18 protein-coding genes, 1 tRNA gene and 4 pseudogenes are annotated in these 23,618 nt (G+C 61.4%); 16 read left to right on the forward strand and 7 right to left on the reverse strand.

Annotated elements, in window-relative coordinates:
- Positions 1-234 precede the first annotated feature (234 nt).
- The 3 genes and pseudogenes from FS767_RS12550 to tssG all read left to right on the forward strand — a co-directional run.
- Positions 235-2,688, forward strand: coding sequence for a fimbria/pilus outer membrane usher protein (locus FS767_RS12550; RefSeq protein ID WP_144965938.1), 2,454 nt, complete (start codon positions 235-237; stop codon positions 2,686-2,688).
- Positions 2,689-2,733: 45 nt separating this feature from the next.
- Positions 2,734-3,813 (forward strand): fimbrial protein, encoded by a 1,080-nt coding sequence (locus tag FS767_RS12555; protein ID WP_144965940.1) that lies wholly within the window; start codon positions 2,734-2,736, stop codon positions 3,811-3,813.
- Between the two features lie 447 nt (positions 3,814-4,260).
- Positions 4,261-4,905, forward strand: a pseudogene (tssG, locus tag FS767_RS12560) (type VI secretion system baseplate subunit TssG); the annotation flags it as partial.
- Here the strand turns inward: tssG and FS767_RS12565 are convergent.
- Together FS767_RS12565 and FS767_RS12570 are read right to left on the reverse strand one after the other, a co-directional pair.
- Positions 4,829-5,264, reverse strand: a pseudogene (locus FS767_RS12565) (hypothetical protein); the annotation flags it as partial. The pseudogenes tssG and FS767_RS12565 overlap by 77 nt on opposite strands.
- 211 nt (positions 5,265-5,475) lie before the next feature.
- Positions 5,476-5,551 (reverse strand) — tRNA-Gly (locus FS767_RS12570).
- A 709-nt stretch (positions 5,552-6,260) separates the two neighbouring features.
- Here FS767_RS12570 and FS767_RS12575 point away from each other — a divergent pair.
- The 11 genes from FS767_RS12575 (at position 6,261) to FS767_RS12625 (ending at position 17,934) form a co-directional block, all read left to right on the forward strand.
- The gene (locus FS767_RS12575; RefSeq protein WP_144965944.1) at positions 6,261-6,776 is read left to right on the forward strand and encodes an Hcp family type VI secretion system effector; all 516 of its coding nucleotides are present in this window, start codon (positions 6,261-6,263) and stop codon (positions 6,774-6,776) included.
- Between the two features lie 93 nt (positions 6,777-6,869).
- Positions 6,870-8,978 carry a type VI secretion system Vgr family protein gene (locus tag FS767_RS12580; protein WP_144965946.1) on the forward strand — a complete coding sequence of 703 codons (2,109 nt, stop codon included), beginning with the start codon at positions 6,870-6,872 and terminating at the stop codon, positions 8,976-8,978.
- On the forward strand, positions 8,975-9,859 hold the full coding sequence (locus FS767_RS12585; protein ID WP_144965949.1) for a DUF4123 domain-containing protein: 885 nt from the start codon (positions 8,975-8,977) through the stop codon (positions 9,857-9,859). Before FS767_RS12580 ends, FS767_RS12585 begins: the two co-directional genes overlap by 4 nt.
- 9 nt (positions 9,860-9,868) lie before the next feature.
- Positions 9,869-12,448 (forward strand): T6SS effector BTH_I2691 family protein, encoded by a 2,580-nt coding sequence (locus FS767_RS12590; RefSeq protein ID WP_144965951.1) that lies wholly within the window; start codon positions 9,869-9,871, stop codon positions 12,446-12,448.
- The gene (locus FS767_RS12595; protein WP_144965953.1) at positions 12,448-13,455 is read left to right on the forward strand and encodes a DUF6708 domain-containing protein; all 1,008 of its coding nucleotides are present in this window, start codon (positions 12,448-12,450) and stop codon (positions 13,453-13,455) included. The genes FS767_RS12590 and FS767_RS12595 overlap by 1 nt, the downstream gene beginning before the upstream one ends.
- A gap of 16 nt (positions 13,456-13,471) precedes the next feature.
- Positions 13,472-13,744: a hypothetical protein gene (locus tag FS767_RS12600; RefSeq protein ID WP_144965955.1), complete on the forward strand. Its 273-nt coding sequence runs from the start codon at positions 13,472-13,474 to the stop codon at positions 13,742-13,744.
- Positions 13,741-14,340: a hypothetical protein gene (locus FS767_RS12605; protein WP_144965957.1), complete on the forward strand. Its 600-nt coding sequence runs from the start codon at positions 13,741-13,743 to the stop codon at positions 14,338-14,340. Before FS767_RS12600 ends, FS767_RS12605 begins: the two co-directional genes overlap by 4 nt.
- 34 nt (positions 14,341-14,374) lie before the next feature.
- Positions 14,375-14,644, forward strand: coding sequence for a PAAR domain-containing protein (locus tag FS767_RS12610; RefSeq protein ID WP_144965959.1), 270 nt, complete (start codon positions 14,375-14,377; stop codon positions 14,642-14,644).
- Positions 14,645-14,670: 26 nt separating this feature from the next.
- On the forward strand, positions 14,671-14,958 hold the full coding sequence (locus tag FS767_RS12615; RefSeq protein ID WP_144965961.1) for a HigA family addiction module antitoxin: 288 nt from the start codon (positions 14,671-14,673) through the stop codon (positions 14,956-14,958).
- Between the two features lie 132 nt (positions 14,959-15,090).
- Entirely contained in the window at positions 15,091-16,221 is a 1,131-nt protein-coding gene (locus FS767_RS12620) for an STY4528 family pathogenicity island replication protein (RefSeq protein ID WP_240928623.1), read from the forward strand.
- 849 nt (positions 16,222-17,070) lie between these two features.
- The gene (locus FS767_RS12625; protein ID WP_144965965.1) at positions 17,071-17,934 is read left to right on the forward strand and encodes a phage integrase N-terminal domain-containing protein; all 864 of its coding nucleotides are present in this window, start codon (positions 17,071-17,073) and stop codon (positions 17,932-17,934) included.
- 18 nt (positions 17,935-17,952) lie between these two features.
- On the opposite strand, the gene FS767_RS12630 is transcribed toward FS767_RS12625, so the two are convergent.
- A complete protein-coding gene (locus FS767_RS12630) occupies positions 17,953-18,750 on the reverse strand; it encodes a hypothetical protein (protein ID WP_144965967.1) in 798 nt (265 codons plus the stop codon).
- Between the two features lie 321 nt (positions 18,751-19,071).
- On the opposite strand from FS767_RS12630, the gene FS767_RS12635 reads away from it, so the two are divergent.
- Positions 19,072-19,422 carry a hypothetical protein gene (locus FS767_RS12635; protein WP_144965969.1) on the forward strand — a complete coding sequence of 117 codons (351 nt, stop codon included), beginning with the start codon at positions 19,072-19,074 and terminating at the stop codon, positions 19,420-19,422.
- Positions 19,423-19,437: 15 nt separating this feature from the next.
- A pseudogene (locus tag FS767_RS12640) lies at positions 19,438-20,925 on the forward strand (conjugal transfer protein TraG N-terminal domain-containing protein).
- A 6-nt stretch (positions 20,926-20,931) separates the two neighbouring features.
- Here FS767_RS12640 and FS767_RS12645 read toward each other — a convergent pair.
- The 4 genes and pseudogenes from FS767_RS12645 to FS767_RS12660 all read right to left on the reverse strand — a co-directional run.
- Positions 20,932-21,321: a DUF3742 family protein gene (locus FS767_RS12645; protein ID WP_144965971.1), complete on the reverse strand. Its 390-nt coding sequence runs from the start codon at positions 21,319-21,321 to the stop codon at positions 20,932-20,934.
- 214 nt (positions 21,322-21,535) lie between these two features.
- Positions 21,536-21,790, reverse strand: a complete 255-nt coding sequence (locus FS767_RS12650; protein ID WP_144965973.1) for a Txe/YoeB family addiction module toxin — start codon at positions 21,788-21,790, stop codon at positions 21,536-21,538.
- A complete protein-coding gene (gene yefM, locus FS767_RS12655) occupies positions 21,787-22,038 on the reverse strand; it encodes a YoeB-YefM toxin-antitoxin system antitoxin YefM (RefSeq protein WP_144965975.1) in 252 nt (83 codons plus the stop codon). The genes FS767_RS12650 and yefM overlap by 4 nt, the downstream gene beginning before the upstream one ends.
- 235 nt (positions 22,039-22,273) lie before the next feature.
- Positions 22,274-23,506: pseudogene (locus FS767_RS12660) on the reverse strand (tyrosine-type recombinase/integrase); the annotation flags it as partial.
- Positions 23,507-23,618: the final 112 nt, after the last annotated feature.

Here is a 23,618-nt window from a genome sequence, read left to right on the forward strand (position 1 = left end):
ACGGGTTGCCCTCATGCCTATGAAAACAGAGGGCAACGTGTGGGATTTTCTGACTTTATATCAGCTTTTTCCTACACGACCTTATCGTATGTTGCCGTAGCCTTGTCGCCCTTCCACCACCCGCGACGAATCGTCAAAGTCAATGTGCGGCATACATCAGCGGTGCCTAATATGTTCAAACTGACTCAGCATCGGCAAAAACTTACGCTTTCTTACTTGTCCTTGAGTCTACCCATGGCAGGTTACGTGCTGTCTTTTGTACTTGCTGATCCGGCCCAAGCAGAAGAACGCCCCCTGCAGTTCAACCCCAACTTCATGCGCCAAACCCCAGGCCAGTCCAGCGACGCCAGCGTGGCCGCCCTGCGCACGCTGGCCAATCAAGCGTCGTTGGCGCCAGGCCGCTACCAGGTTGAAGTCATGGTCAACCTGGCCCCGGCAGGCAAGCACGAAATCGACTTCCGTGCACGCAGCGACGGCAAGGGCCTGGAGCCCTGCCTCAGCGCCAACCTGCTGCGCGAGCTGGGCCTGCGCGAACAGGGCCTGGCCGAGCCCTTGCCCAGTGACGAGCGCTGCGTGGACCTACCCGCGCTGGTACCCGATACCACCTACGACCTGGACCCCGGCCAACTGCAGTTGGCACTGTCCATTCCGCAGATCGCCCTGCGCCGAGATGTGGCCGGCAGCGTCGCACCAGAGCGCTGGGACAGCGGCATCAATGCCGCATTCGTCAGCTATCAGGCCTCCGCACAGCATTTCAGCGGCCGCGCCGGCACGTCCAACAGCAGCCAGGACCTGAACCTCAACGGTGGCATCAACCTGGGCGGCTGGCGCCTGCGCAGCAGTCAAAGCTGGCGCGACGACGGCGAAAGGCAGGACTGGGTGCACTTCAACACCTACGCCCAGCATGACCTGCCCGGCCAATGGGGCACACTGACCCTGGGTGAAACCTTCAGCAGTGGCGACGTATTTCGCAGCCTGCCCATCAAAGGGGTACAACTGGCCACCGACATGGGCATGCTGCCCGACGTGATGCAAAGCTACGCACCCGTGATCCGTGGCGTAGCCCAGACCCGCGCCAAACTGGAGGTGCTGCAGAACGGCTACCCGATCTACACCACTTACGTTGCCCCTGGCCCATACGAAATCAATGACCTGGGCATTGGTGGCAGCAGCGGTGACCTTGAAATCGTCCTCACCGAGGCCGACGGCCAGGTGCGCCGCTTCATCCAGCCTTACTCCACGCTCAGCAACCTGCTGCGTGAAGGGGTGTGGCGCTACAACCTGGTGGCCGGGCGCTATGATGGCGCCGACGGCATCGACAACCCGGCATTGTGGCAAGCCACCCTGGCCCGCGGCGGCAAGTGGGGCACCACACTGTATGGCGGGCTGCTGGGCAGCGAGTACTACGATGCTGCCAACCTTGGCATCGCTCGCGACTTCGGCCCCCTTGGCGCAGTATCGCTGGATGTGACCCAGGCCCGTACCGACCTGGGCGAACAAGGCGGCCAGGTGCAGGGGCAGAGTTACTCCGTACGCTACGGTAAAGCCTTTCAGACCGGCACCAGCCTGCGCTTCGCCGGCTACCGCTACTCCACTGAGGGTTATCGCGAATTCGACGAAGCCGTGCAGCAGCGCAACGCCTCCAGCCGCTACCAGGGCAACCGTCGCAGCCGCGTTGAGGGCTCGATCTACCAAACGTTCAACAACCGCAACTCACTGAGCCTGACCCTGTCCCAGGACGATTACTGGCACACCAACCGCCAGCGTCGCCAATACCAGTTCCAGTTCAATACCCAATACCGTCGCGTCAGCATCAATCTGTATGCCTCGCAGTCGCTGAGCGACACCAGCGGCAGTGACCGCATCGTTGGCCTGGGGGTCACCATTCCGCTGGGCTGGGGCACCTCAACCACCGCAAGTTTCGATGTACAGGAAAGCAACGGCCACTTCAGCGAACGCGCCACCTTGAACGGCGGTTCGCAGGACAACCGCCTAAGCTACCTGGCATCGCTGGCCAACGACCAACAACAGAACAAGACGGCCTCGGTCTCGGTGGGCTACCAGACACAGAAAGTGAACCTGGGTGCCGGCTATACCGAAGCGGATGATTTCCGTAGCCTCTCGGTCAACGCCAGTGGTGCGGTGCTGGCGCACGCGGGCGGCGTCGTGCTGGGGCAATACCTGGGGGAGACCACTGCCTTGGTGCACGTGCCGGACGTGCCCGGTGTTGGCGTCGATAACGTGCCTGGTGGCAGCACCGACAGCAATGGTTACATCCTGGCCCCGCACATGCGCCCCTATCGGGTCAACCAAGTAACCCTGCAAACCGATCAGCTCGGCCCTGATGTGGAAATCGAAAACGGTGCCACCCAGGTTGTACCCCGCCGAGGCGCTGTCGCCCTGGCAACCTTCAAAGCGCGCCAGGTTACCCGCCTGATCCTCACCCTACAGCATAACGACGGCCGCCCACTGCCCTTCGGCGCCCAGGTTAATGACCAGCAAGGCCAGCACCTGGCAATAGTGGGCCAGGCCGGTCAGGCGCTGGTTGCAACCGGTGTCGAGGCCCAAACCCTGGAAGTGCGCTGGGGCGACCGTGCCGAGCAGCGCTGCCTGCTGAAGATCGACCCAACAACCATGCCACAAGAGCAAGGCTACCACTTGCAAACCTTGCGCTGCCCTATCCCATGATTCAGTCCGTGCGACGAAGCCGCATGCTTGCAACAGGAACCGACCATGCCCTCTTTATCACGTTATTTCATCGGCATCGCTGCGGCGGCGACGATGATGGCAATGTCGAACCAGGCCCATGCGCTGGGCTGCGAATGGCCAACGGTCACAGGCCCCATGCAGTTCACCCATACGCTGACTGGTGTAAAGTGGGTGGCACGCGAGGCACCCGTGGGTAGCAAGATCTACTCAACCACCACTACCGGCGTAGTGGGCCCCGGCTTTGGATTGGCATGCGACAACAACGGCACGCTAACCCTCACGGCCAATATGGGTACGCCATTACCTATCGCCCCCGGCACCTTCCCCCCTGTCGACGGGAAAGATGTGACGGGCAAAGTGCTGCAAACCAACATTCCGGGCGTAGGCTTGTACCTGGAACTGGGCAGTTTCCTCAATGGTCCGGCCACTAACGCGTTCCTTGCCGACGACGGGGGCGTCGGTGCCATTCCTTATGTGGGTGTAAACCAGCAGAACATGCAGCCCACCTCAATGCTGATGAGGAACCTCACCATCAAATACATGGCCCTGATCAAGACTGGCCCCATTCCAGCTGGCGTCAGCTCGTTCAACCAAGAGGTTGTCAGGGGTGTAGTCAGCGATGTCGGAGATGCCGTAAGGCTTACCCTGGTCGGGCAAGTCCAGCAGGCCCAGTGCACAGTAAAGGCCGACGCAGTCAGTGCAAACCCGGTACAACTTGGCACTCACGACATCGCCGACCTCACAGGCCCGGGCAGCACCACCGCCCCGGTGGACTTCTTTATCGCGCTCAGCGACTGCGAGGATGATCCGGCCGGCAGCGTTGCCCGCGCCTTCATGCGCCTGGACGGCGTAGACGGTTCCGTCTCGATAGACCGCAGCATTGGATTGTTCAGCCTGACCACAGACTCGACCGCCAGCGGCCTCGGCATCCAGGTACTGCGCAGCGACAATACCCCACTGCAACTGGAAGAGTTCGTGGATATGGTGGCCCTTGCCCCTGGCACGGTGCGCCTTGATCTTCGCGCACGGTATTACCAGACTGAAGCGACGGTTACCCCTGGCGAGGCCAAAGGTGCACTGACCTTCACCATCGAGTACCGCTAAAAGGCAGGCCATGGTGTGAATTGCCATGGCCGGGCCATTTTCCAGAATAAAACGCACGTTGGGCAGGATGAACTTCACGCTCTCACACAGCAATTCGATAAACGTTTCGTAGATCGAACCCAATGCTGGACTTATCATCGTCGCCTTCTGGCGATCCACGCGCAGTTGCTTTATTGAGTGAACGACATAGTTCAATGACTGCACAAACTGTTTCTGCGTGTTTGGTCAGGGTCGCTAGCCGCTGAGCCCGCCGTAACCGAGCATTTAACTCGGAACTCTGCATTGCCCCACCGCATCGCTCAGAATTAGCAGCAGCAATCAACACGACTGGACATCCCACGCGCCAGACTTATTTTGCACAGGAAAATGCTGTGGCCTGCGCGACAGAGCGATAACCAACTTTCTGAAATATCTGCTTACACTTCGCGCCTCGACTGGGAGCCCTTCCTGCATGGCACCGATTCGCCGCTGCCCAGCTATTACCTTGACGAAGTGGCCTATGAGCATGCGCAGAGCATCGGTGTACGCCCGGCCTACTTCAATTTCTTCAACCATCGCCTGCATACCCTGTTGCATCAGGGCTGGCGCAAGTACCGCTACTACCGGCGCTTCCAACCAGGCGCCACTGACGGCTTCTCTCGTTACATCTTCGCCATGATCGGTCTGGATGACGCCGCCCTGCGCGGCGCCACACCGCTGCCCTGGAGCCGGTTGCTGAGCTTCGTGGGGATGACTGCCAGCCGCAGCCGATCACCGGGCATGGTGGCAGGCATGACCGCGCACTGCTTCGATCTTTTGGACGTGACGATCCGTGAGTTCGAGAAACGCGTCGTGCAGATACTACAGTCTCAGCGAAATGGCTTGGGTTCGCGCAATTGCACGCTCGACGACAACTTCCTGGTGGGCGGCAGCACCGTGTCACGCAACAGCAAGTTCACCATCGTGATCGCGGGGCTGGACCAACAGCAGTTTCGCGAGTTCCTGCCCAGCGGTGACAACTACCACCGACTGGCCCGACTGGTGGAGTTTCTAGTTCGCGATGTTGGGGCCTATGACTTGGAGTTGCGCATGCGCGCTCCAGCCCTGGCGCCTTGACCAAGACGAAGCGAAACAGCTGTTTGAACCAGGTCCTGACCTTTTCGGCCACGGCGTAGGCTCGACGCCGCTCGATTCTGGCCAATACATCAAGCGAATCGTGCCGCTTGATGGAATAGATCGAAGACTTAACCCAACGCCGACAGCACGTCGTTGTCGAAAACACGCTCGATCTGCTCCAGCGTGCTCTGCCGGCCCTTCTTGAGCACACGACCGCGGAAGTGCCACGACTTGCCCCCACCCCCACTCACGCCAAGTGAGAGGCCATCGCTATCGCCGAGGGTGTAGTCCTTGCCAGTGGCCTTGGCCTGGCGGACGGTTGCATCTGAGAGTGCCGTGCACGAGCTCCTCAACATGAAACTCAGGGCTAGATGCACGTGACGCTCGACGCTCCGCTCCAGCAACAAACCGCCACGGTGGGAGTCCGGACTTCATGGACTAATTTCTGGACTAAAAAAAGTCCGAATGCCCACGAATCGGAGTGACTTTGGCTGGAACGAAAAAAGACGCCGAAGCGTCTGATTTCAACGACTTACAGACTTCCATGGAACTCTGTAAATCTATATTTGGAGCGGGAAACGAGACTCGAACTCGCGACCCCGACCTTGGCAAGGTCGTGCTCTACCAACTGAGCTATTCCCGCAATTTGAAGCTTTACCGCTAATCGGCGTGAAGCGCCTTTACAGCCTTCACCACCATTGCACCGTGCGAACGCCACAGCATTCAAACTGGAGCGGGAAACGGGACAACCGCTTTCCACGTATCTCCTTGATTCAACAGAGGTTTTTGGAACACTCCTCTGTTTGACGGACTAAATTATGTACTGCCTCAGAAAACTTGGCAAGCATTTTCTTACGAAGCTGTTCCAAGCGCTTGTTTTTCGGTCGAATGACCCGACAGCTTTAACCAAAGCTGATGACAGACTGCCTCAGCACCTCCCGCATCGACTGACAAAATCCATCGAAGCAGGGATGCGTTTCGCGTTCTCAATCGAGTCAGGAAACCGTATTCCAGGCAAGCTCTCACTCAAGCGCCATTGATCAAATTTTGACCGGGCCATTTTTGGCCCAATCGGGCCAAAAATGGCCCGGTCAATTTCCTTTTTTTTCAATAACTTAGATAACACCGAGCCAAAAATGGCCCGACACCCCTGAATTCCCCGCGTTTTATCTCGCCGAATACGCCTTCCCAAAATCATCCAAGCACCCGCCACCCCCAGTAAATTCGCGGGTTTCAGCGATTTCTCCGAATCAAAGCAAATGTTGGCATGCCCCCTGCGATGTCGTCATCGTCCCCGCATGGGACGGAATCAACGGCCGCTGCGGCCCTCTCGACGACATAAGGAATCCGTCATGTCCACACCCGCCTATATCTCCATCACCGGCAAAACCCAAGGCAACATCACCCAGGGCGCTTTCACCTCCGACTCGGTCGGCAACATCTATCAGGAAGGTCACGAAGACCAGATCCTGGTCCAGGAAATCAAGCACCGCGTCACCACCCCCACCGACCCGCAAAGCGGCCAGCCGTCCGGCCAGCGCGTGCACAAGCCCTTCGTCTTCACCTGCGCGCTGAACAAGGCCATCCCGCTGCTGTACCAGGCCCTGGCCACCGGCGAGACCCTGAGCAAGGTCGAAACCCAGTGGTTCCGCACCTCGGTCGAGGGCAAGCAGGAACACTTCTTCACCACCCTGCTCGAAGACGCCACCATCGTCGATATCAACACCGTGCTGCCGCACGCTCAGGACAGCAGCAAGTCTGGCTACACCCAGCTGATCGAAATCAGCCTGGCTTACCGCAAGATCACCTGGACTCATGCCGTGGCCGGCACCGAGGCCTCCGACGACTGGCGCAAGCCTGTCGCCTGATAAGCGAACCGCCGTTGCCGGCCACCGCCAGCAGCGGTTTCTCTTTGCCCACGGACAGCCGGATATCTCATTCCGGCCCGCAAGGAGCACACCATGCCGCGTCAATCCGACTTGCGCTTCACCGTCACCGCTCCAGCGGGCGACTTCGAGGTAGCCGCCTTCACCCTCGACGAAGCCCTCTCCGAGCCCTTCCAACTTCACCTGGAACTGAGCAGCTTCGATCCGGCCATCGACTTCGCCCTGCTCCTCGACCAGCCGCTGACCCTGCACATCGCCCAGAGCGGCACCGTGCGCCACGTCCACGGCCTGGTCAGCACCTTCGAGCAGGCCGACACCGGCCACCGCCGCACCCGTTACCGTGCAGTTGTCGAGCCCGCCCTGGCCCGTCTGGGCCTGTGCTCGGACTGGCGCATCTTCCAGGCCCTGTCCGTACCCCAGATCATCGAGCAGGTTCTCAAGCAGCACCACATCACCGACATCGAGATCGTCTCCACCCGCGAGCACCTGCCGCGCGAGTACTGCGTACAGGCCGGCGAGACCGACCTCGATTTCGTCGAACGCCTCGCCGCCGAGGAAGGCTTCTACTACGCCTTCGAGCACCGTGCCGACGGCCACCGCCTGATCGTCAGTGATCGCCTTTATAGTCACGGCGCCATCGACGGCGACCCTGTCACCTACAACCCCAGTGCGGGTGGTGACCAGCCCGCTCCGGCCTTGCGTCGCTTCACCTACACCGAGCAGGTGCGCACCGCCCGCCAGACCCAGCGCGACTACACCTTCACCTACCCGCGCTACAACCAGCAGCACACCACCGACGGCCCCGAGCTCGACCACCAGCACCGCGACTACGAACGCTATGACTACCCTGGCCGCTACAAGCGGGACGAGGCCGGCAAGCCCTTCACCCAAACCCGCCTGCTCGCGCTGCGCGGCGATGCCCGCCTGGCCCGGGTCGAGGGCGACGATGCCCGTCTGCTGCCCGGCCCGGCCTTTCAGCTCACCGGCCACCCCCGCGAGGACATGAACCGTGGCTGGCGCACCCTGCGTTTGCACCACGAAGGTGTGCAGACCACCAGCCAGCAAGAAGAGGCCGCCGACGCCGAACAGGGCACCCGCTACCACTTCAGCGCCGAGTTGCTGGATCTCTACACCCAATGGTGCGCCCCGCTGCCAGCCAAGCCACGTATCGACGGCCCACATATTGCCACCGTAGTAGGCCCCAAGGACGAAGAGATTTACTGCGACGAGTTCGGTCGGGTGAAAGTCCAATTTCCCTGGGATCGCCTGGCAGTAGGCGACGAACACAGTTCCTGCTGGATTCGCGTTACCCAGAACTGGGCCGGCGCCGCCTGGGGCCATATCGCCATCCCGCGCATCGGCCAGGAAGTCATCGTCGATTTCCTCGACGGTGATTGCGACCAGCCCATCATCACTGGCCGAACCTATCCGGCCACCCATCCCACGCCCTACGAGCTACCGCGGCACAAGACGCGGATGACCATCAAGAGCCAGACCCACAAGGGCCAGGGCTTCAACGAACTGCGCTTCGAGGACGAGCATGGCCAGGAAGAAATCTTCATCCATGCACAGAAGGATCAGAACATCCGCGTCGGCAACGACGAAACCATCGTCGTCGGCCGCGACCGCAGCGAACAGGTGGAGCACGATGAAACCGTCACCATCGGCCATGACCGCAAGGAGACGGTAGGCAACGACGAGCAGGTGACCATCGGCCAGGACCGCCGCCATGCCATTGGCCAGGACAACTACCTGAACATCGCCCTTAACCACAACATCCAGACGGGCAAGGATCGCATCGAAGAGGTCGGCAACGACCGGCGCGACAAAACCACCGCAGACCACTGGATCGAGATCGGCGGACACCTGTACCAGAAGGTCGAAGGCCGCGTCGAGTTGCAGGCCGGCCAGGCCATCGTCCACAAGACCCAGGTATACGAAATCCAGGCATCTGAGGCCGTGGTACTCAAGGCCCCTGGCGGCACCCTGCGCATCGACGGCTCCGGCATCACCCTCAATGGCGTATCACTCCAGTTCAATGGGTCACTTGCGTTGCAAACGAATGGTTCGGGCCACTCCATCGCCGCCAGCGGCGTGCCGACCCCGAGCGATCCGGTTTGCGTCAGTTGTTTGCTCAAGGCCATCGCCGAAGGGCGCAGTGTCGTTCGCATGGAGGGCATATGAGCAAGCATTCCGCCGCAACCCTGATCATTGACGAGCTGCGCGAGTCCCCAGCCTATCGCTTGGCCGGCCTGGTCGAAATGTCCCGACTGGAGCCAGCCGAACGCAGTGCGCTGCAAGAAACGCACAGGGGAAACGCCTGGCCCCTGTTGCAACAACCGGAGCTCGCCAACCTGCGCGAAATCGGCCCCTGGCTGTTCGGCACAAAGCCCGATGCCGACCTGCAAGGTCAGTCCGACTTCTACAGCGCCCTGGGCCGGACAGCGGGTGATGCTCTCTGTGGCTGGATCGTCAGTGCCCTGCCTCCCGCCAGGCTGGCAGAGCACCTGAGCAAGGCCGCCGTGGTCGAAGGGCCGGATGATGCCAGCTACATGCTTCGCTATCACACCGAGCACGCTCTGCCCATCCTGCATGCCCGCCATGACCTGCCCGGTATCGCCGAATGGCTGGCGCCGATCCGCAGCTGGTGGGTCGCCCTGGCGCACCCGCAACACAGAGCCTGGCGACGCCTCTCCGGCTACGACAAGCCGGAACACCTGCATGTGCCGCCCATCCGGATTGACCAGGACTGCTGGGACATGCTGGCGGGAGACCCGCTGCTCTACCGCCTGGCGGATCAGCTCAAGGCGCCACTGCAAGCCGTGGGTGCCAAAGAGAACTGCCAGAGCACACGGCTTGGCCTGGTTCGCCAATACCTGGAGCAGGCCCGCCAACACGGCCTTACCCGCCAGGCCGACCTTGTTGACTACGTCACCCTCATGGCCCTTAAAGGGCCGGCCCTGCACAACACACCAGCCTGGCAGCAAGCCCTGAACGACGCCCTCAACCACGGGCGGCCGCTCGCCGAAGCCCTTCAGGCGCGTACGCGCCAGCGGATATACTGAGGAACCCCCATGTACGGTTGGAAAGAAACCTTCGAACAGTGTGCAGAGAACCGCAGCCAGCTGGAGCAGCTCTTCAGCCCGGGGCCGGCCGTCAGTTGCACCCGCACCTTCGCCATCCTGCCGCTGCGCTACGGCGTGGTCTGCGGCAGCGCCGCGCAACGCCGCGCACTTCCTGAGTTGCCACCGCACCTGTGCCGCCCTCACCAGGTCGGTGAACTGAGCGAAGCCAGCTACGCCATCCGCCCGTTGCGCGAAGGCTTCCTCTACGTGCTGATCAAGCGCGCCAGCACCGGCCAGTACGCCTGGCACAGCCAGTACCGTATCTCGCCTCTCGGCACGCTTGACTTCATCGCCCCGGACAAGCCCTGGGATACCCTGGCGTCACTCAACCCCCTGGAAGCCATCAGGAGCATGACCTGGCTGTTCAAGATCCACGACCTCGACGACGTCCAGGATCTGCGCCTGCTCTACAGCCCCGACCCGCTGACCCAGGACACCCTGCGCAAGTACCGGATACTGCAGCTCTACCGGGATACGCTGGCGTCCATCGACATCGCCAGTTGCGCCAGCGAGACCCCACCCGAGGCACTTCCCCATGTCCTCACCTACGAGCGGCTCGACCTGATCGCCGACTTCGCGGCGCAGCACCAGGGCGCACTCAAGACACTGATCCAGGCCCAGCCGTTCAATGGCGCGAACGTCCCAGTGATGGCTGCCCGCGCGGAAATGATGCCCACGGCGAACAAGCCGCAGCATCGCGGGGTGGCCATCGTGGTGGACGACGCCATCGGCATCACCCAGGAACTCAACGCCTGGCGCAATGCCAGCCTGGAACCCCTGGACGCCTTCATGCAGTGCACCGACGCCGAAGGCCTGGACAACCAGCGCAAGTTCACCATCGCCTTCGCCATCGAGAATATCCGCAAGGCGCTGGCCGAGCAGGCCGAACACAGCTACACCCAGCACCAGAACACCCTCGGCGTCACCTATACGTCCTCCGAGTACTCGCAGAACAACGCCCAGGTCGTGATGATGTCGCGCGGCAACATGCGCTCGTTCCGCAACCCCGAGCATCAGCAGCAGGTGCAGCAGGCTGAAATCCGCCAGGCGCGGGAGCGGAGCTGGGAAGACTACGCCCCCTACATCGACGAAGGCATGCGCCAGGACTACCTGCGCGATTACCGGGCCGTGGTCGAGGCCGTCGACCAGGCCAGGGATGCCCGCGCCGCCGACCACCTGCTGTGGCTGCAGAGCGAAGCATTGCTCGATGCCCTGGCCCGCTATGACCGCAACGACCTGGAACAGGGGCTGCTGTTCGAGACCCAGATGGCCAAGGCCATCGTCGGCATGAACGCCACCCGCGTCGGCGATGCGCTGCTGACGCGCTGGAGCGAACAGGGCATCTCCAACGACAACCTGTTCTGGCGCTCGCTGGCACAGAACCAGGAATCGGCCGAAGACGAACTGAACACGCTGTTTGGCGAACGTACCGGCCTGATGCTGGGGCTGCTCGACGAAGCCCAACTGCAGGAACGCCTCAAGGGCCTGACCGACATCTACACCGCCAGCCTGGCCCTGGTCGAAGAACTGGGCGCCGTAACCACCTCCGGCCCGCCGGCCGACCGCCTCGCCGGGGGCGCGCTGCTGGTCAGCACCCTGGGCAGCCGGCTGTTCCAGAACCGCCTGGCAAGCGCCCTGGACAAGCCGGCCAACTGGCTGCTGGCCCATGCGCTGCAGGCGCGCCTGGGGCGCTTCGCGCAGCATTTCCACCTGGAGACGCGGGGTGGCACCGCGTTGAGCCAGGGCGCCACCCGGCGCCTGGATCGCTCGACGGCCAGCAGCTTCGACCAGGCCCTGCGCGCCGGCATCAAGGGGCCGATGACCGAGGTGCGCATCGGCAGCCTGGTGGCGGTGCTGGAAGTCTGGAACCTGATGGTCAAGGCCGATGCGGCCGACAAACAGAGCCGGGAGTACATCGAGATCGCCGCGGCAATGATCGGAGTATCGGCAGCGGCACTGGAATTGGGAGCGACGGCGGCGGGCTTTGCCGAAAGGAGCGGCAGTGCAGCCGTCCAGCAGGCGGGCAAAATGTTCAGGGGTGGCTTACGGCTGGGAGCAGGCACACTGGCAGGCGTGGCGGCGTCGGTGGGGGCTTGGTATGACTACACCGATTTCTGGGAAAATGCTAAGAATGAAAATACATCTATCGACTATCTATACTTTCTTCGTGCAACAGCACAAACCGGTGTTGCCAGCTTGTCACTTGCGATTGGCCTCGCCTCATCCGGTCCCTTCCTTGAGTATATGATCAAGCGGCATGGTAGTAGCGCCTTTATGAGCTCAACGCTTAAGGTGGGTGTTAATACCTCGAAATTCCTGGCGGCCCGCATGGTCTTCATGCTCCGTGTCTTCTTCGGCCTGAATCTTCTCACTTTCGCCATTACGGCTGGTCTGATGTACTTCGTGCCCAACGACCTCCAGCGCTACCTGAGCCACAGCACCTTCCGCAAGGATCGCAGCAAGGGCATCGCTGATACGGAAGAGAAGGAGATCGAGATCATGCAACGCGCCGTGGGGAGTACGCTCTGATGTATCTGTTCGAGTGGGGATTTCATTGGGGAAAGAGCCTTTCTTCTTATGAGGAAAGGCTGGAGGAAGCAAAGAATCAGCAGCGTCAGCCGGGGCAACCCGAACTGAACGCCCCGGAAAGCGTTCAGGAGTCGGTATCGAAGTCGGTTTACGATAACGAGTCGCTCTATGCCTACAACGATACTTATATCGATGTGCGCACACCTAACGATGAAAAGCGCGGCTTAATCACACTGGCCGCAGGCGGCACCGGCAGCATGTTAATGTGGGGAGCACTTGCTGCATTCTGGCTGGCCATTAGTCGACTATACGACTCTTCCTCCGGCTCTCCAGGACTTGAGTTCTATATATTCGGGTTGATCTTGACACCAGCCACCGGAGTCCTTGCTCTTTACTTTTACTTTAAATACGCCTTTCGCTTCCTATTCCTCGAAGCCTTCACCGCCCGCCGCCTGATCATTCGTTTCAACCGCATTACCCGCAAAGTCTACCTTCTGCGCCCCAACCTTATCGGCGGCACCCGCATCATGGATTGGGACAAGACCCAGATCATCGTCGAAAAGAACATGACCGAACTCGAAGGCACAGGCGGTTTTGTGTGGCTCAGTTGGGACAAAGGCGACGGCACCGATCTCGAAGGCAATCCCACTGATGACATAGAGGTTGCCTTCGTCGGCAAACCCACCCGCAACGCCAGCGAACTGCTGGCCTTCTGGGAATATATCCGCCGCTATATGGAAGACGGCCCCGCCGCCGCCCCGGCGCCCGAAAAACTCATTCCCAAATTCCCCTGGCCCTGGCTGTCCCTCAAGGCCGCCTGGGGCCTGGACACCCGCTTCCTGCGCAACAGCGCCCTGTGGGTGTTCGTGCTGCTCAACATCCTGATGCTGCCGCTGATCCTGATCCACGCCTTCGGCCACTGGCTGTCCCTGCTGCTGTGCTACGAGCCGCGCTTCCCCCGCGCTATCGAGGAAGCCGGGCGGGCATCGGCGCAAGCTGAAACATAGAGAGCGAACCAATACCATGCAAATTCCAACGTGGGAGCAATTCTCCGCTGTAATCGCCGCCCCCGGCGACGAGCAGGCGCATGCCGTGCGCGAAGCCTTTATCCAGCAGTTCAACGAGCGCGCGGGGGATCAGGCGGCATCGTCAGCAGACGATTACGTGAACGCCTTGATCACAAGTTATGGCTACTTCCTGGATTTCAACGAAAGCACCTTCGGTATCGTCGAGTGGCTGGAAGAAAAGCTGGGTAGTGCCTCACCGCCGATTGCGATGATGATGGCGATACGGTGAAAGTGCGCTTTGTAGGCGAGGAGATCGTGCAGTCTTACCACCACATGGGAGATGATGAGTTCGAGCAGGATCTGGCGCAGCTTGAACACCTGTTGGGTGACCAGTACTTTTTCGTCTACCGCTATCTGGGCGACGGGTGCTTCAGCGATACCTTGGAGTTGCTGCTGGTGTCCGCTAGCGATTGGCGTCGGGCTGAAACGGTTTATGGCCAGTCCCGGGTAGCAGCCTACTTCAAGCGCTATGTCAGCGACGCGCCACCCCCTGTAGCGAACGATGCACCTTCCGTTACTGCAGGCACTCCATCACCTGCCAGCTTGGGGCAGACGTCCGCCAGCAACAGGGCACCCAATGAAGAAGAAAGCGAGTGGGGCACGTTCTATCGGCTCAGAGCCAAGATGTTCCTCTGGGTCATTCTGCCAGTGCTGGTTGCGTTTGCTCTCAGCGTCGGGTGGGGGCTGCTGAAGGGCAATACCTTGCAGCCCCTGCAGCCAAAAGGCTGCAAGAACGTGGACAACGTTTTCCGCAACCTGCCCGCAGAACAAGCGGAACCCCTGAAAGAACAGATGCGCCAGCAGCTCGGTTGCAACAGCGAATAAAACTGTACGGCGCCATGCGCCAAAGGAGAGAAAAATGTCAGGACGCGGCGCGATTCGCCTGGGAGACAGTCATTCCGGCGGCGGCACGATGATCGAGGCCAGCGGCTTTCCCGTGGACGGCATCCCGCAGTGCCTACTCGGCGACAAGGCGCAATGCCCGAAATGCAAGGGCACCTACCCGCTGGTCTCGGGCGGTGACGGCACGGCCATCCAGAATGGCCGTCCCATGGTGTTCGAGCCCGCGCAGCTCGCCTGCGGCTGCACTGTCTCATCATCCTGTGCAGAGCACTACAACAAAGCATAACCGGCTGCTAGAGGAGAGCTTCTACTATGCACAACCCACCCCACCCAGGCGAGGCACTGCGCCTTGATGTGCTTCCGGCGCTGGGCATGAATCTCGATGCCCTGGCAGCGCACCTGGGCTATTCAAGCCGTCAGTTGCGGTCGGTACTCAATGGCCGGACGCCTATCCATGCCGACCCGGCCCACCGACTGGAGCTGGCCGGTCTGGGCACAGCACGCCAGTATCTGGCCGAACAGCAGGCCTGGTCGCTCTGGCAAGCCCGGCAGCGCCCGCATCCGCCCATCGCGCCGCTGTACACCCCGCAATACACGTGACAGGCAGGCCCACGGTCGTCAGTTGCCGGCAATGCGGTGACGCCACAGAACGCATTGTCGCCTGACACCCGTTCAGGTCTCCGGTGAGATAGGAACACCGGCCAACCAGCCCCCGACACCGGAGAAATGCTCATGACGATCCCGCAAACGCCTGCACACACGCACAACACCCAGTTCGCCACCCCGACCGCCCTGATGCTCGATGCCCGCCTCACGCCACTGGAGCGCAATGGCTGGCAGATGCTGCGCATGCTGCGTGCCCCTGACGGCATCAGTTCGCTTGCCAGCCTCGGGCAGTTGCGCCGCTACCTCACCTCTATTCCGCTCGGCCAGAAAGCCGGCCATGAAACGACTTGGCGCGTCCTGGTGGTACTGCGCCTGACTGGCTGGATCAGCCTGGCCGGTCAGCAGCGCGACCCGCTGACCGGCCATGTCCTGAGCGAGCAGTATCAAGTGCATGACCATTCACACCACTTCGCCCAGGCCTGCGCCCTTGCCCCGACGCTGCCGCAGTTGCTGCGCGAGGCCACGGGGCACGACAACAACCAGGTGGCGCGTGTGGCCGCGCATATCCAGGCCGCACTGGCAAACGCCTCGTCCGGCGGTGATGACTCCGACGACGCAGGCCCGACGACCCCGAGGGCTTCCGACGAATCCACGACCGCACCGTCGCCGGAATACCCGGCCGACATCCCGCCTGCTCAGTGCACTTCGGTTCCGCCACAGAACACGACGATGGCTGCCGTAACGGAAGGTGCCGCCCCTACGTATAGTATGTATAAGTATAAAAAACGTACGTACCGCGCGCGCGAAGAGGGGGCTGTGGATAACCCGCCTGCGTTGCCTCCCTGCCTGGGCCGGCTTGCCCCACGGCAGCAGCATGATGTGGTCGTGGCCTTGCGGCGCCTGCCCGAGGCTCAGCGCCAGGATGTGCTCGACGAGCTGCAGGCCCGCAGCCAGAGCGGCACGGTGCACAACGTGATCGCCTATTTCTTCGGGTTGATCAAGCGGGTGCTGGCCGGGGAGTTCCGCTTTTGGGCTGGCCGCAAGCTGCGCCAGCCTGCCTGTCCGGCCGTTGCGGCAAAACCCGCCGTCACCCCGCCTCCATCCTCAACGCCAGCCCCCGAGTTCAAGCCCGCCGACCCGGAGTTGGTCAGGGCGCACATTGCCAACATCCGCAGCATGTTGAACAGGCCTGCGAATGTCGGCGAGCTGACCACCCGCTTTCTGCAGGGCAAGGGATGGCGCCCCGGGTCTGCATGACGGTTCGGCGTTCCGGTGGTTGCAGTCAGCGCGGCCGCCCCATCCACTGCAAGCTGCCTGAGCCGTCAGAACGGCCTCTGTCCTGGCGGATCAGGCAGCCGACAAGGCCACAGGCCGCGTCAGTGGCGAAGCGCACAGGCGGCATGCCGTGGCTGCTGCAGATGGCAGGAAGACGTTGCCTCTACCGCGTCGGCCAAGGTCATTTCCTGCGCCAGAACGACCTCGGGGGCCTGCTGGTGTCGTCACTGCACACCGCAGTGACGACACCGCGAACCGCCGCAACAATACGGGCTGGGGCAGCATCCTATTGTCGCTGTCGCACATGATGATGCCCCGCGATACTGATCCCGCAGTGATCTGCCGGCAGGTGTAATGCCGGACATGCTGGCGCAGCGTCCATGCGCCGTCATTGCGCAGCCGTACCCATCCGGCCACCCAAAGGCACCGGCTTCTGCAAGTGCCTGTCCGCAAGGATGAAGCCACCCCAGGCGCGCCAGGCCCATTTGCGCACCGCCCCTGCCACAGGGTGAGCCACTTTCATCTCCCAGCCATTCGGCGTCGTCCCATCCGCCGCAGCGTCCTGCTGCCTGTCTGTCCCATGCCCGCTGTCGTCATCAGCCGAGAGCTTTCCCTTATCCCATCCACAGGAGGTTTATCCATGCACTACGCACGATGACATGCCGCCCGGTCTTCCCACAGGAAGCAAGGTGGACGCCTCATGCCGAGGCAAGGGGTGCGCTGAGCACCCAGCCCTTCGCCCTTCGGGGATCTCGCGATAGCGAGTTGGCAACAACGCTAAACGATCAAGTTCTCAGCATGACGCGACACCCGGCACACCGGAGGCAGACGATGGACGATTTGACCTGGACGCTGAAACAGCTGTGCCGAAGCAACCGTGACGGCAGCTTTGCCACGCAGGCTGACCGGCAGCGCTCGCTGACGCTGATGGCCCGCCAGTTGCGTGATGCCGGGTTCAACCAGATGCAGGCCCGTTCGCTCAAGGGCAAACACGTCAATACGCTGCTCAACCAGTGGCAGGCACAGGGGCTCTCGACCGGCACCCTGAAGAACCGCCTGAGTCACTTGCGCTGGTGGGCCGAGAAAATCGGCAAGGCCGGCCTGCTACCTGCCGACAATCGCCAGCTCGGCATTCCCGAGCGGAAGTACAGCAGCAACCAGAGCAAGGCGCAGACTCTGGACGAACGCCTGGATGCCATCTGCGATCCGCACGTGCAGATGAGCCTGCGCCTGCAAGCCGCCTTCGGGCTGCGCCGCCAGGAGTGCATCAAGTTCCAGCCGACCTGGGCCGACCGGGGCGATCACATCGCGCTCAAAGGCTCATGGACGAAAGGCGGCAAACCGCGCAGCGTCCCCATTACGACGCCGCAGCAACGGGCGGTGCTTGATGCGGCGCGGACACTGGCCAGGGCCAGTTCGCTGATCCCGGCAAACAAATCCTACATCCAGCAGCAACATGTGTATGACGGCCAGTGCAAGGCGGCAGGGCTGAGCAACATGCATGGCCTGCGCCATCAGTACGCCCAGGCAAGATATGAGGCGCTGACCGGCTGGCAGGCGCCGGCTGCGGGCGGGCCAACCGCGCGTGAGCTAACCCCGGCCCAGCGCCAGATCGATACGCAGGCTCGCCAGATCATCAGCCATGAACTGGGCCATGAACGGCCCCAGATCGTCACGCTGTATGTGGGACGCTAGTCGCCGGGCAGTCGCTGGCTAGCCTCGTCGCATCCACAGTTCATACGCCAGGCCTGAGAGCATGAAGTAGGCCCCGCCAAGCAGCATGATCAGCAGCACAACGCCGCCGGCCCGTGCGGAAAACCGGGTATACCGCGCCAAGGCAAACCAGACCGAAGACAGTGCACCGCTGGCCCGCTGATTCATCAAGGCGAGGTAATGCAGTGACCGAAGCGCCGCAGCAAGCGTTGCACCAATCCCCATCACGACTCCGAAGAGCTGGGACAGTATCCAAATCCGATGCTCGTCCTCCAGTACATCAAAATAGTAATCAATAATCCCGTAGCGGAAAGCAGCCTCACGGGCGCCGGCAATAATGCCTGCCTGCGCCAGTTCGGTCAGGTAGATGGAGGCGCCCACTGCAACCAGGGGCGTGAAGATGTACCAGCCCCATTCCGCGCTGTTGTATTGCCCCCGGATGGCAGAGGCCAAACCAGCCGCCAGGATAAACGCCGTGCAGGAAAACACCCCACTCAGCCAATAGTGCAGGATTTCACTGGCGTAACGGCTATACCCCCAGATGACAACGGCCACGACAATGAACAGAGCGCCAAGGTAAGCCCATACGTCGTCCGAAGAAGAGGATGTTCCCCGGCTTTGATTCACCACGACCGTTTGCCTGAAGGTGATAACGGTCTGCTGCACTGTGACAGGTGCCGCAGGCGAAGGGGTGTTGTTGAATCCGCCAAATAGCAGCCCCAATAGGGCGCCGATAAGTGGGGATATAACAGCGCTTTGTACAAGCGGGTTATTTATCCAGGCAATAAACGCGTCCAATCAAGGCTCATTTATATGCTCACATGGTTATACCGACCCGAAAGAAAAACCGCCTGCAGAGCAACGCTGCCATTAAATGGCAACTCACTCCGAAGACGGCTTGCTTATCGGGCCTGCTGCAATTCTCTGTATTTGTTATAGATTAAATCGCAAAGCGAGCATTACACCTTGAACTGCGCTAGCATACCATTGAGTTCCACCGCAAGGCATGACAGATCCTGGACGGCAATCCGGTGAGGGTGAATACCGCATTGTTTGTCGAAGAACACGGCGGCTGGTCATGAACTGTCCAGAGCGTTCCTTTGCTCCGGAGAAACTGTCATGCCCTCGCCGTTCTCACCCACCAAGCCTGATCGGCCATTGCGTCGCTTGCTCATCATCATGGCGCTGCTGGTCGCTGGCCTGTTCATCCTGGCCTTCGTGGTCACCTTCGCCGGCATCCTGCTGCTGGGAGGTATTGAGCCCTGGCAGCAGTGGCTCGACGATCACGCCGGGCATTTCTTTGTCTGGCGCCTGTGCCTGTATGCCGCCGTCGCGGCCGCCTGGCCCTGGGTGCGTCGCCGTCGCCTCGCGCGCGATCCGCAATTACGCCAGCAATTATGCGTCATCGAGGTGCTCGGTGTGCTCGGCATCGTGCTGTACGAAGCCAGCAACTGGCTGCGACTGTACTAAGGCCGGGGACCTGCCATGACATTGCTGACGACCGATTATCTGGAGTATTACCTGACGCTGGTCGCCTGGATCGTGCATAACGGCATCTGGGCCATCGTGGTGACCAGTGGGGTGATTGCACTGCCGTTCCTGGCCATCATCCTTGGCGAGTGGCTGAACGTACGCACGGAGGGCGCAGACTAGGCCAACAAGGGCATCCTGTCGACTCAGCGCATCGAGAACCGCATCTGGATCGCCATCGTCGTGGTGATGTTCGCTTGCGTCCCGACCATCGATGTGGATCTGGCAACCATCAAGTTTGACACTAGTCGTTCGGCCCAGTGTCAGATGAATGTGCCACTGCCCGCCGAGACGGGCTGGAGCCAGTCCTTCACTACCCTCAACAACCAGAGCGCGAAACTTCCGGTGTGGTGGGCGTTCATGCATGCGCTGTCGCGGGCGGTGACGGGGGCTGCGGTCGCGGCCATTCCGTGCGGCACCGATCTGCGCCAGATGCGCATGGAGATCAATGCCACGCGCATCGCTGATCCGGTGCTGGCCCAGGAGGTCGCGGACTTCACGCACGATTGCTACGGCCCGGCGAGGGCCAAGTTGTTCATGAGTCGCCCCGATCTCGACGACAACCAGATGCACGACGTGACATGGATCGGCTCCAACTATTTCGTCGGCGCCAGCGGCTACTACGACACCTACCGTGCCAGAACGCCACGCGAGGGCTGGGCCTACGACAGCAGCCGGGACGCCGGCCTGGCCCAGGTGCCAAGCGGTGCGGGGTATCCGACCTGCCTCCAGTGGTGGAGCGATGCCGGCAACGGCCTGCGTGCCCGCCTGCTGCAGCAGGTCGAGCCCGGCCTGCTCAGCCGCATCGCCGGCTGGGCGGGCTTTCTGAGTCGCGCCGAGGTGGATGATTCCGTGGTGCGCGCCATTGCCGCTCCGCGCCAGCAGAAAATGAACCTGGGCAGTGTCTATGCCGATTATGGTGGACAGATCGACAAGACCCTGCCCAACATCGTCACCCGCGCCGCTGGTGATGTGGGAATGGCCGTGGTGCGCCAGGCGTTGCCGATGGTGATGTCGCTGCTCAAGATGGTGCTGATCATCAGCACACCGCTGCTGTTCACCCTGGCCACCTACGATATCCGCGCCTTCGTCACGATCAGCTGCGTCCACTTCGCGCTGTACTTCGTCGATTTCTGGTTCGAGATGGCCCGCTGGATCGATTCGACCATCCTCGATGCCCTGTATGGCTGGGGCATGGGCTTCAACCGGCCGCATATGAATTTCAACATCATGCTGGGGCTGGACAACACCTTCGGCGACATGCTGTTGAATTTCGTCATGGGCACCATGTTTATTGTGCTGCCGACGTTTTGGGTCACAGCCTTGGGCTGGGTTGGGGTTCGTGCAGGCGGTGCAATGCAAGGGCTGAGCGACGGTACTGCTGGCGCGGGCAAGGCAGGAAGCAAGGGAGCCGAGACAATGAGCGGCGGAAAGCTTCGCTAATGCCGCTCAGTCATCGTCATAACGTGGATCGTAAAAGCGATGATCCGGGGCATCGTTATACATATTTGGATCATACCCAGGATTCTTCTTGTGATCGGCCTGCTCCCCAATAGGCCAATCATCATCCTGATCGACGCCAGTGCCGCCGCCGGCATGCGCCAACACGGCAATGCCCAGGAACACCAGAGCCAGCCAGAAGGCGAGGTACAGCAGCACCAGAACGACGACGATCCTGAATGCCCAGGGCAGGATACGGGCAACTTTTACCGGCACGCCATGCCCAGCCAGCCAGGCCATGAAGCGGGCTTCCTGGCGCAAGAATGCCCGGTAGCCGTTACCCAGCCACTGGCCCAGCTTCCAGGCGGTGCGCTGCTTCTGTGGGTCGCGCTGCTGCATAATGAATACCTCGCTGGCTCAGCAACCGGATCACTGGCCTATGCTGCCTCCGCTCTCAAAGGGAAACGACAAAGGGCCTCAAGGGTTGCGACAAGGGAAGAGGCTCAAGGGCCAAAGGCCCTATCCGAAAAGGCCAAAAGGCTCAAAAGCCGCTCTCCCGAGGGGAGCTTGTACAGCAGGTGCGCTCCCACACCTGGCCGGCGTTTTCCGGCCTTCAATAGTGATAACGGCAGGCGGCAATCAGCAGCGCTTCATCCGTCACCGAATACACGAACCGATGCTCGGCAGTGATCCGCCTCGACCAGAAGCCCGCCAGGTTGTGGCGCAGCGGCTCCGGCTTGCCCTTGCCCTCGAAAGGGGTGCGGCGGGTCTCCTTGATCAGCTCGTTGATCTTTTTGACCATACGCCTATCTGCGTCCTGCCAGTACAGATAATCGTCCCAGGCTTGCTCAGACCAGATCAGCTTCACTCGGCGATATCCCGCTCGACACCCTGACCGCGCTTGAGGCTGTCAATCGAATCCATCAGGCGGCGTGCGTTGGCCGGAGAGCGCAGCAGGTAAGCCGTTTCCTCCAGCGCGTTGTACTCCTCCAGCGACATCAGCACGCACGCCTCGCCATTCTGGCGGGTAATCAGAGTCGGGGCGCGATCCTCGACGGTCTGCACCATGGTGGCCGACAGGTTCTGCCGGGCTTCGGTATAGCTGATAGTGCGCATGGCAACCTCTCCTTCACATGTACAGCTCATTGTACATCACGCCAAAATCTATCACCAGATTTCCATGCCACTGGCAAGCGATCCCGAAGCCCCTGCATCAGCCCACGATATGACGCGGCAGCGCCACTCCGTCCACCGGCTGCGGTAAACGCCCCTGTGCCAACAGGCGAAGATAGCTTTCGATCCCCGCCATGCTGTGCGGCGCTGCCTGCGGCAACACCGGCTGCGCGATCGGCTCACCGCGTTCACAAGCATCGAGCCGGTCAGCCCAGTCTTGCATCATCATCCGGCGCTGCTCCACATAGTCCGCATGGTTGTAGGCTGCGCGGATCTTGTTGGGGTCGGCATGGGACAACTGCACTTCGATCCATTCTTTCGGGTAACCCAGCTCGTTGAGCGCCGTGGAAATCGTCGCCCGGATGCCGTGACCTGTCAGCCGGTCGGCATAACCCATGCGATGCAGCGCGCCATTGAGCGTGTTTTCGCTGATGCGTTCCTTGAGGCGGCTGCGATGCGACAGCAGGTAGTGCTGCGCGGGGCGGCGAGCGTGCTCGTCGATCAGCACACGCACAATGTCGATGGCCTGCTGGGGCAGCGGCACGATATAGGGCGCAATGGTCTTGCCCTCGCGACGCAGCTTGACCTGCAACTGCTTGAAGATGACCGGCGGGATGATCCACAGGCCGCGCTCCAGGTCGAACTGCTCAGGCACCGCCTGGCGTAGCTCCCCAGTACGCACGCCGGTCAGCAGCAACAGGCGCAAGCCCATCCTGGTGACTTCCTGGCCGCCATAGCTGCGCAAGGTCTGCAGGAAGGTGGGCAACTCGTCCATGCGCAGGAACGGGTTGTGCGATACGGGAGGCTTGGGCGCGGCCACGATATCGAGGTCGCTGGCCGGGTTGTAGCGCAAGCCCTTTTCGACCATCGCATAGCGAAACAGCTGATTGAACCAGGTGCGCACCTTCTCGGCGGTGGTAAACGCCTTGCGCCGCTCGATGCGACGTAGCACGTCCAGCAGGTGCGGATTGTCGATATCGAAGATTGACAGCTTGCCCAGCCAGGGCAGTACGTCCTTGGCAAAAATGCGGTCGATCTGCGACAGGGTGCTCTGACGGCCAGTTTTCAGGCCCAGCGCCTTGAAGTCACGCCAGGCCTTGAAGACGGAAGCAAAGGTGTTCAGGGGCGCGGCCAGCTCTGCCGCCTTGACCTGCAGACGGTGAACACGCGGATCAACGCCACGGGCGACCTGCGATCGCAAGTCGTCGCGCTGCTCACGCGCATCCTTGAGGGACATTTCGGGATAGCTGCCAACGGCAACGCGCTGTTGCTTGCCAAGCCAGGTGAGGCGGAAGTGCCACTTCTTCGCCCCTCGACCGGTGACGAACAGCACCAGGCCGTCTGCATCGTTGAGGGTGTAGTCTTTGCCGGTGGTCTTCGCCTACCGGACTACTGCATCTGTTAACGGCATGGGTACATCTCCTTCAAGTTGAGGAGAGGTGTACCGTGCTCAGGGGCAGTGGCTCAGCAAACAATCCGCACCAGCAACCGCCCGAATTTCATGTACTGTTTCGTGTACTGAT

It is taken from the genome of Pseudomonas sp. DE0010 (genome assembly GCF_007680745.1).
Classification (GTDB): Bacteria; Pseudomonadota; Gammaproteobacteria; order Pseudomonadales; family Pseudomonadaceae; genus Aquipseudomonas; species Aquipseudomonas parafulva_B.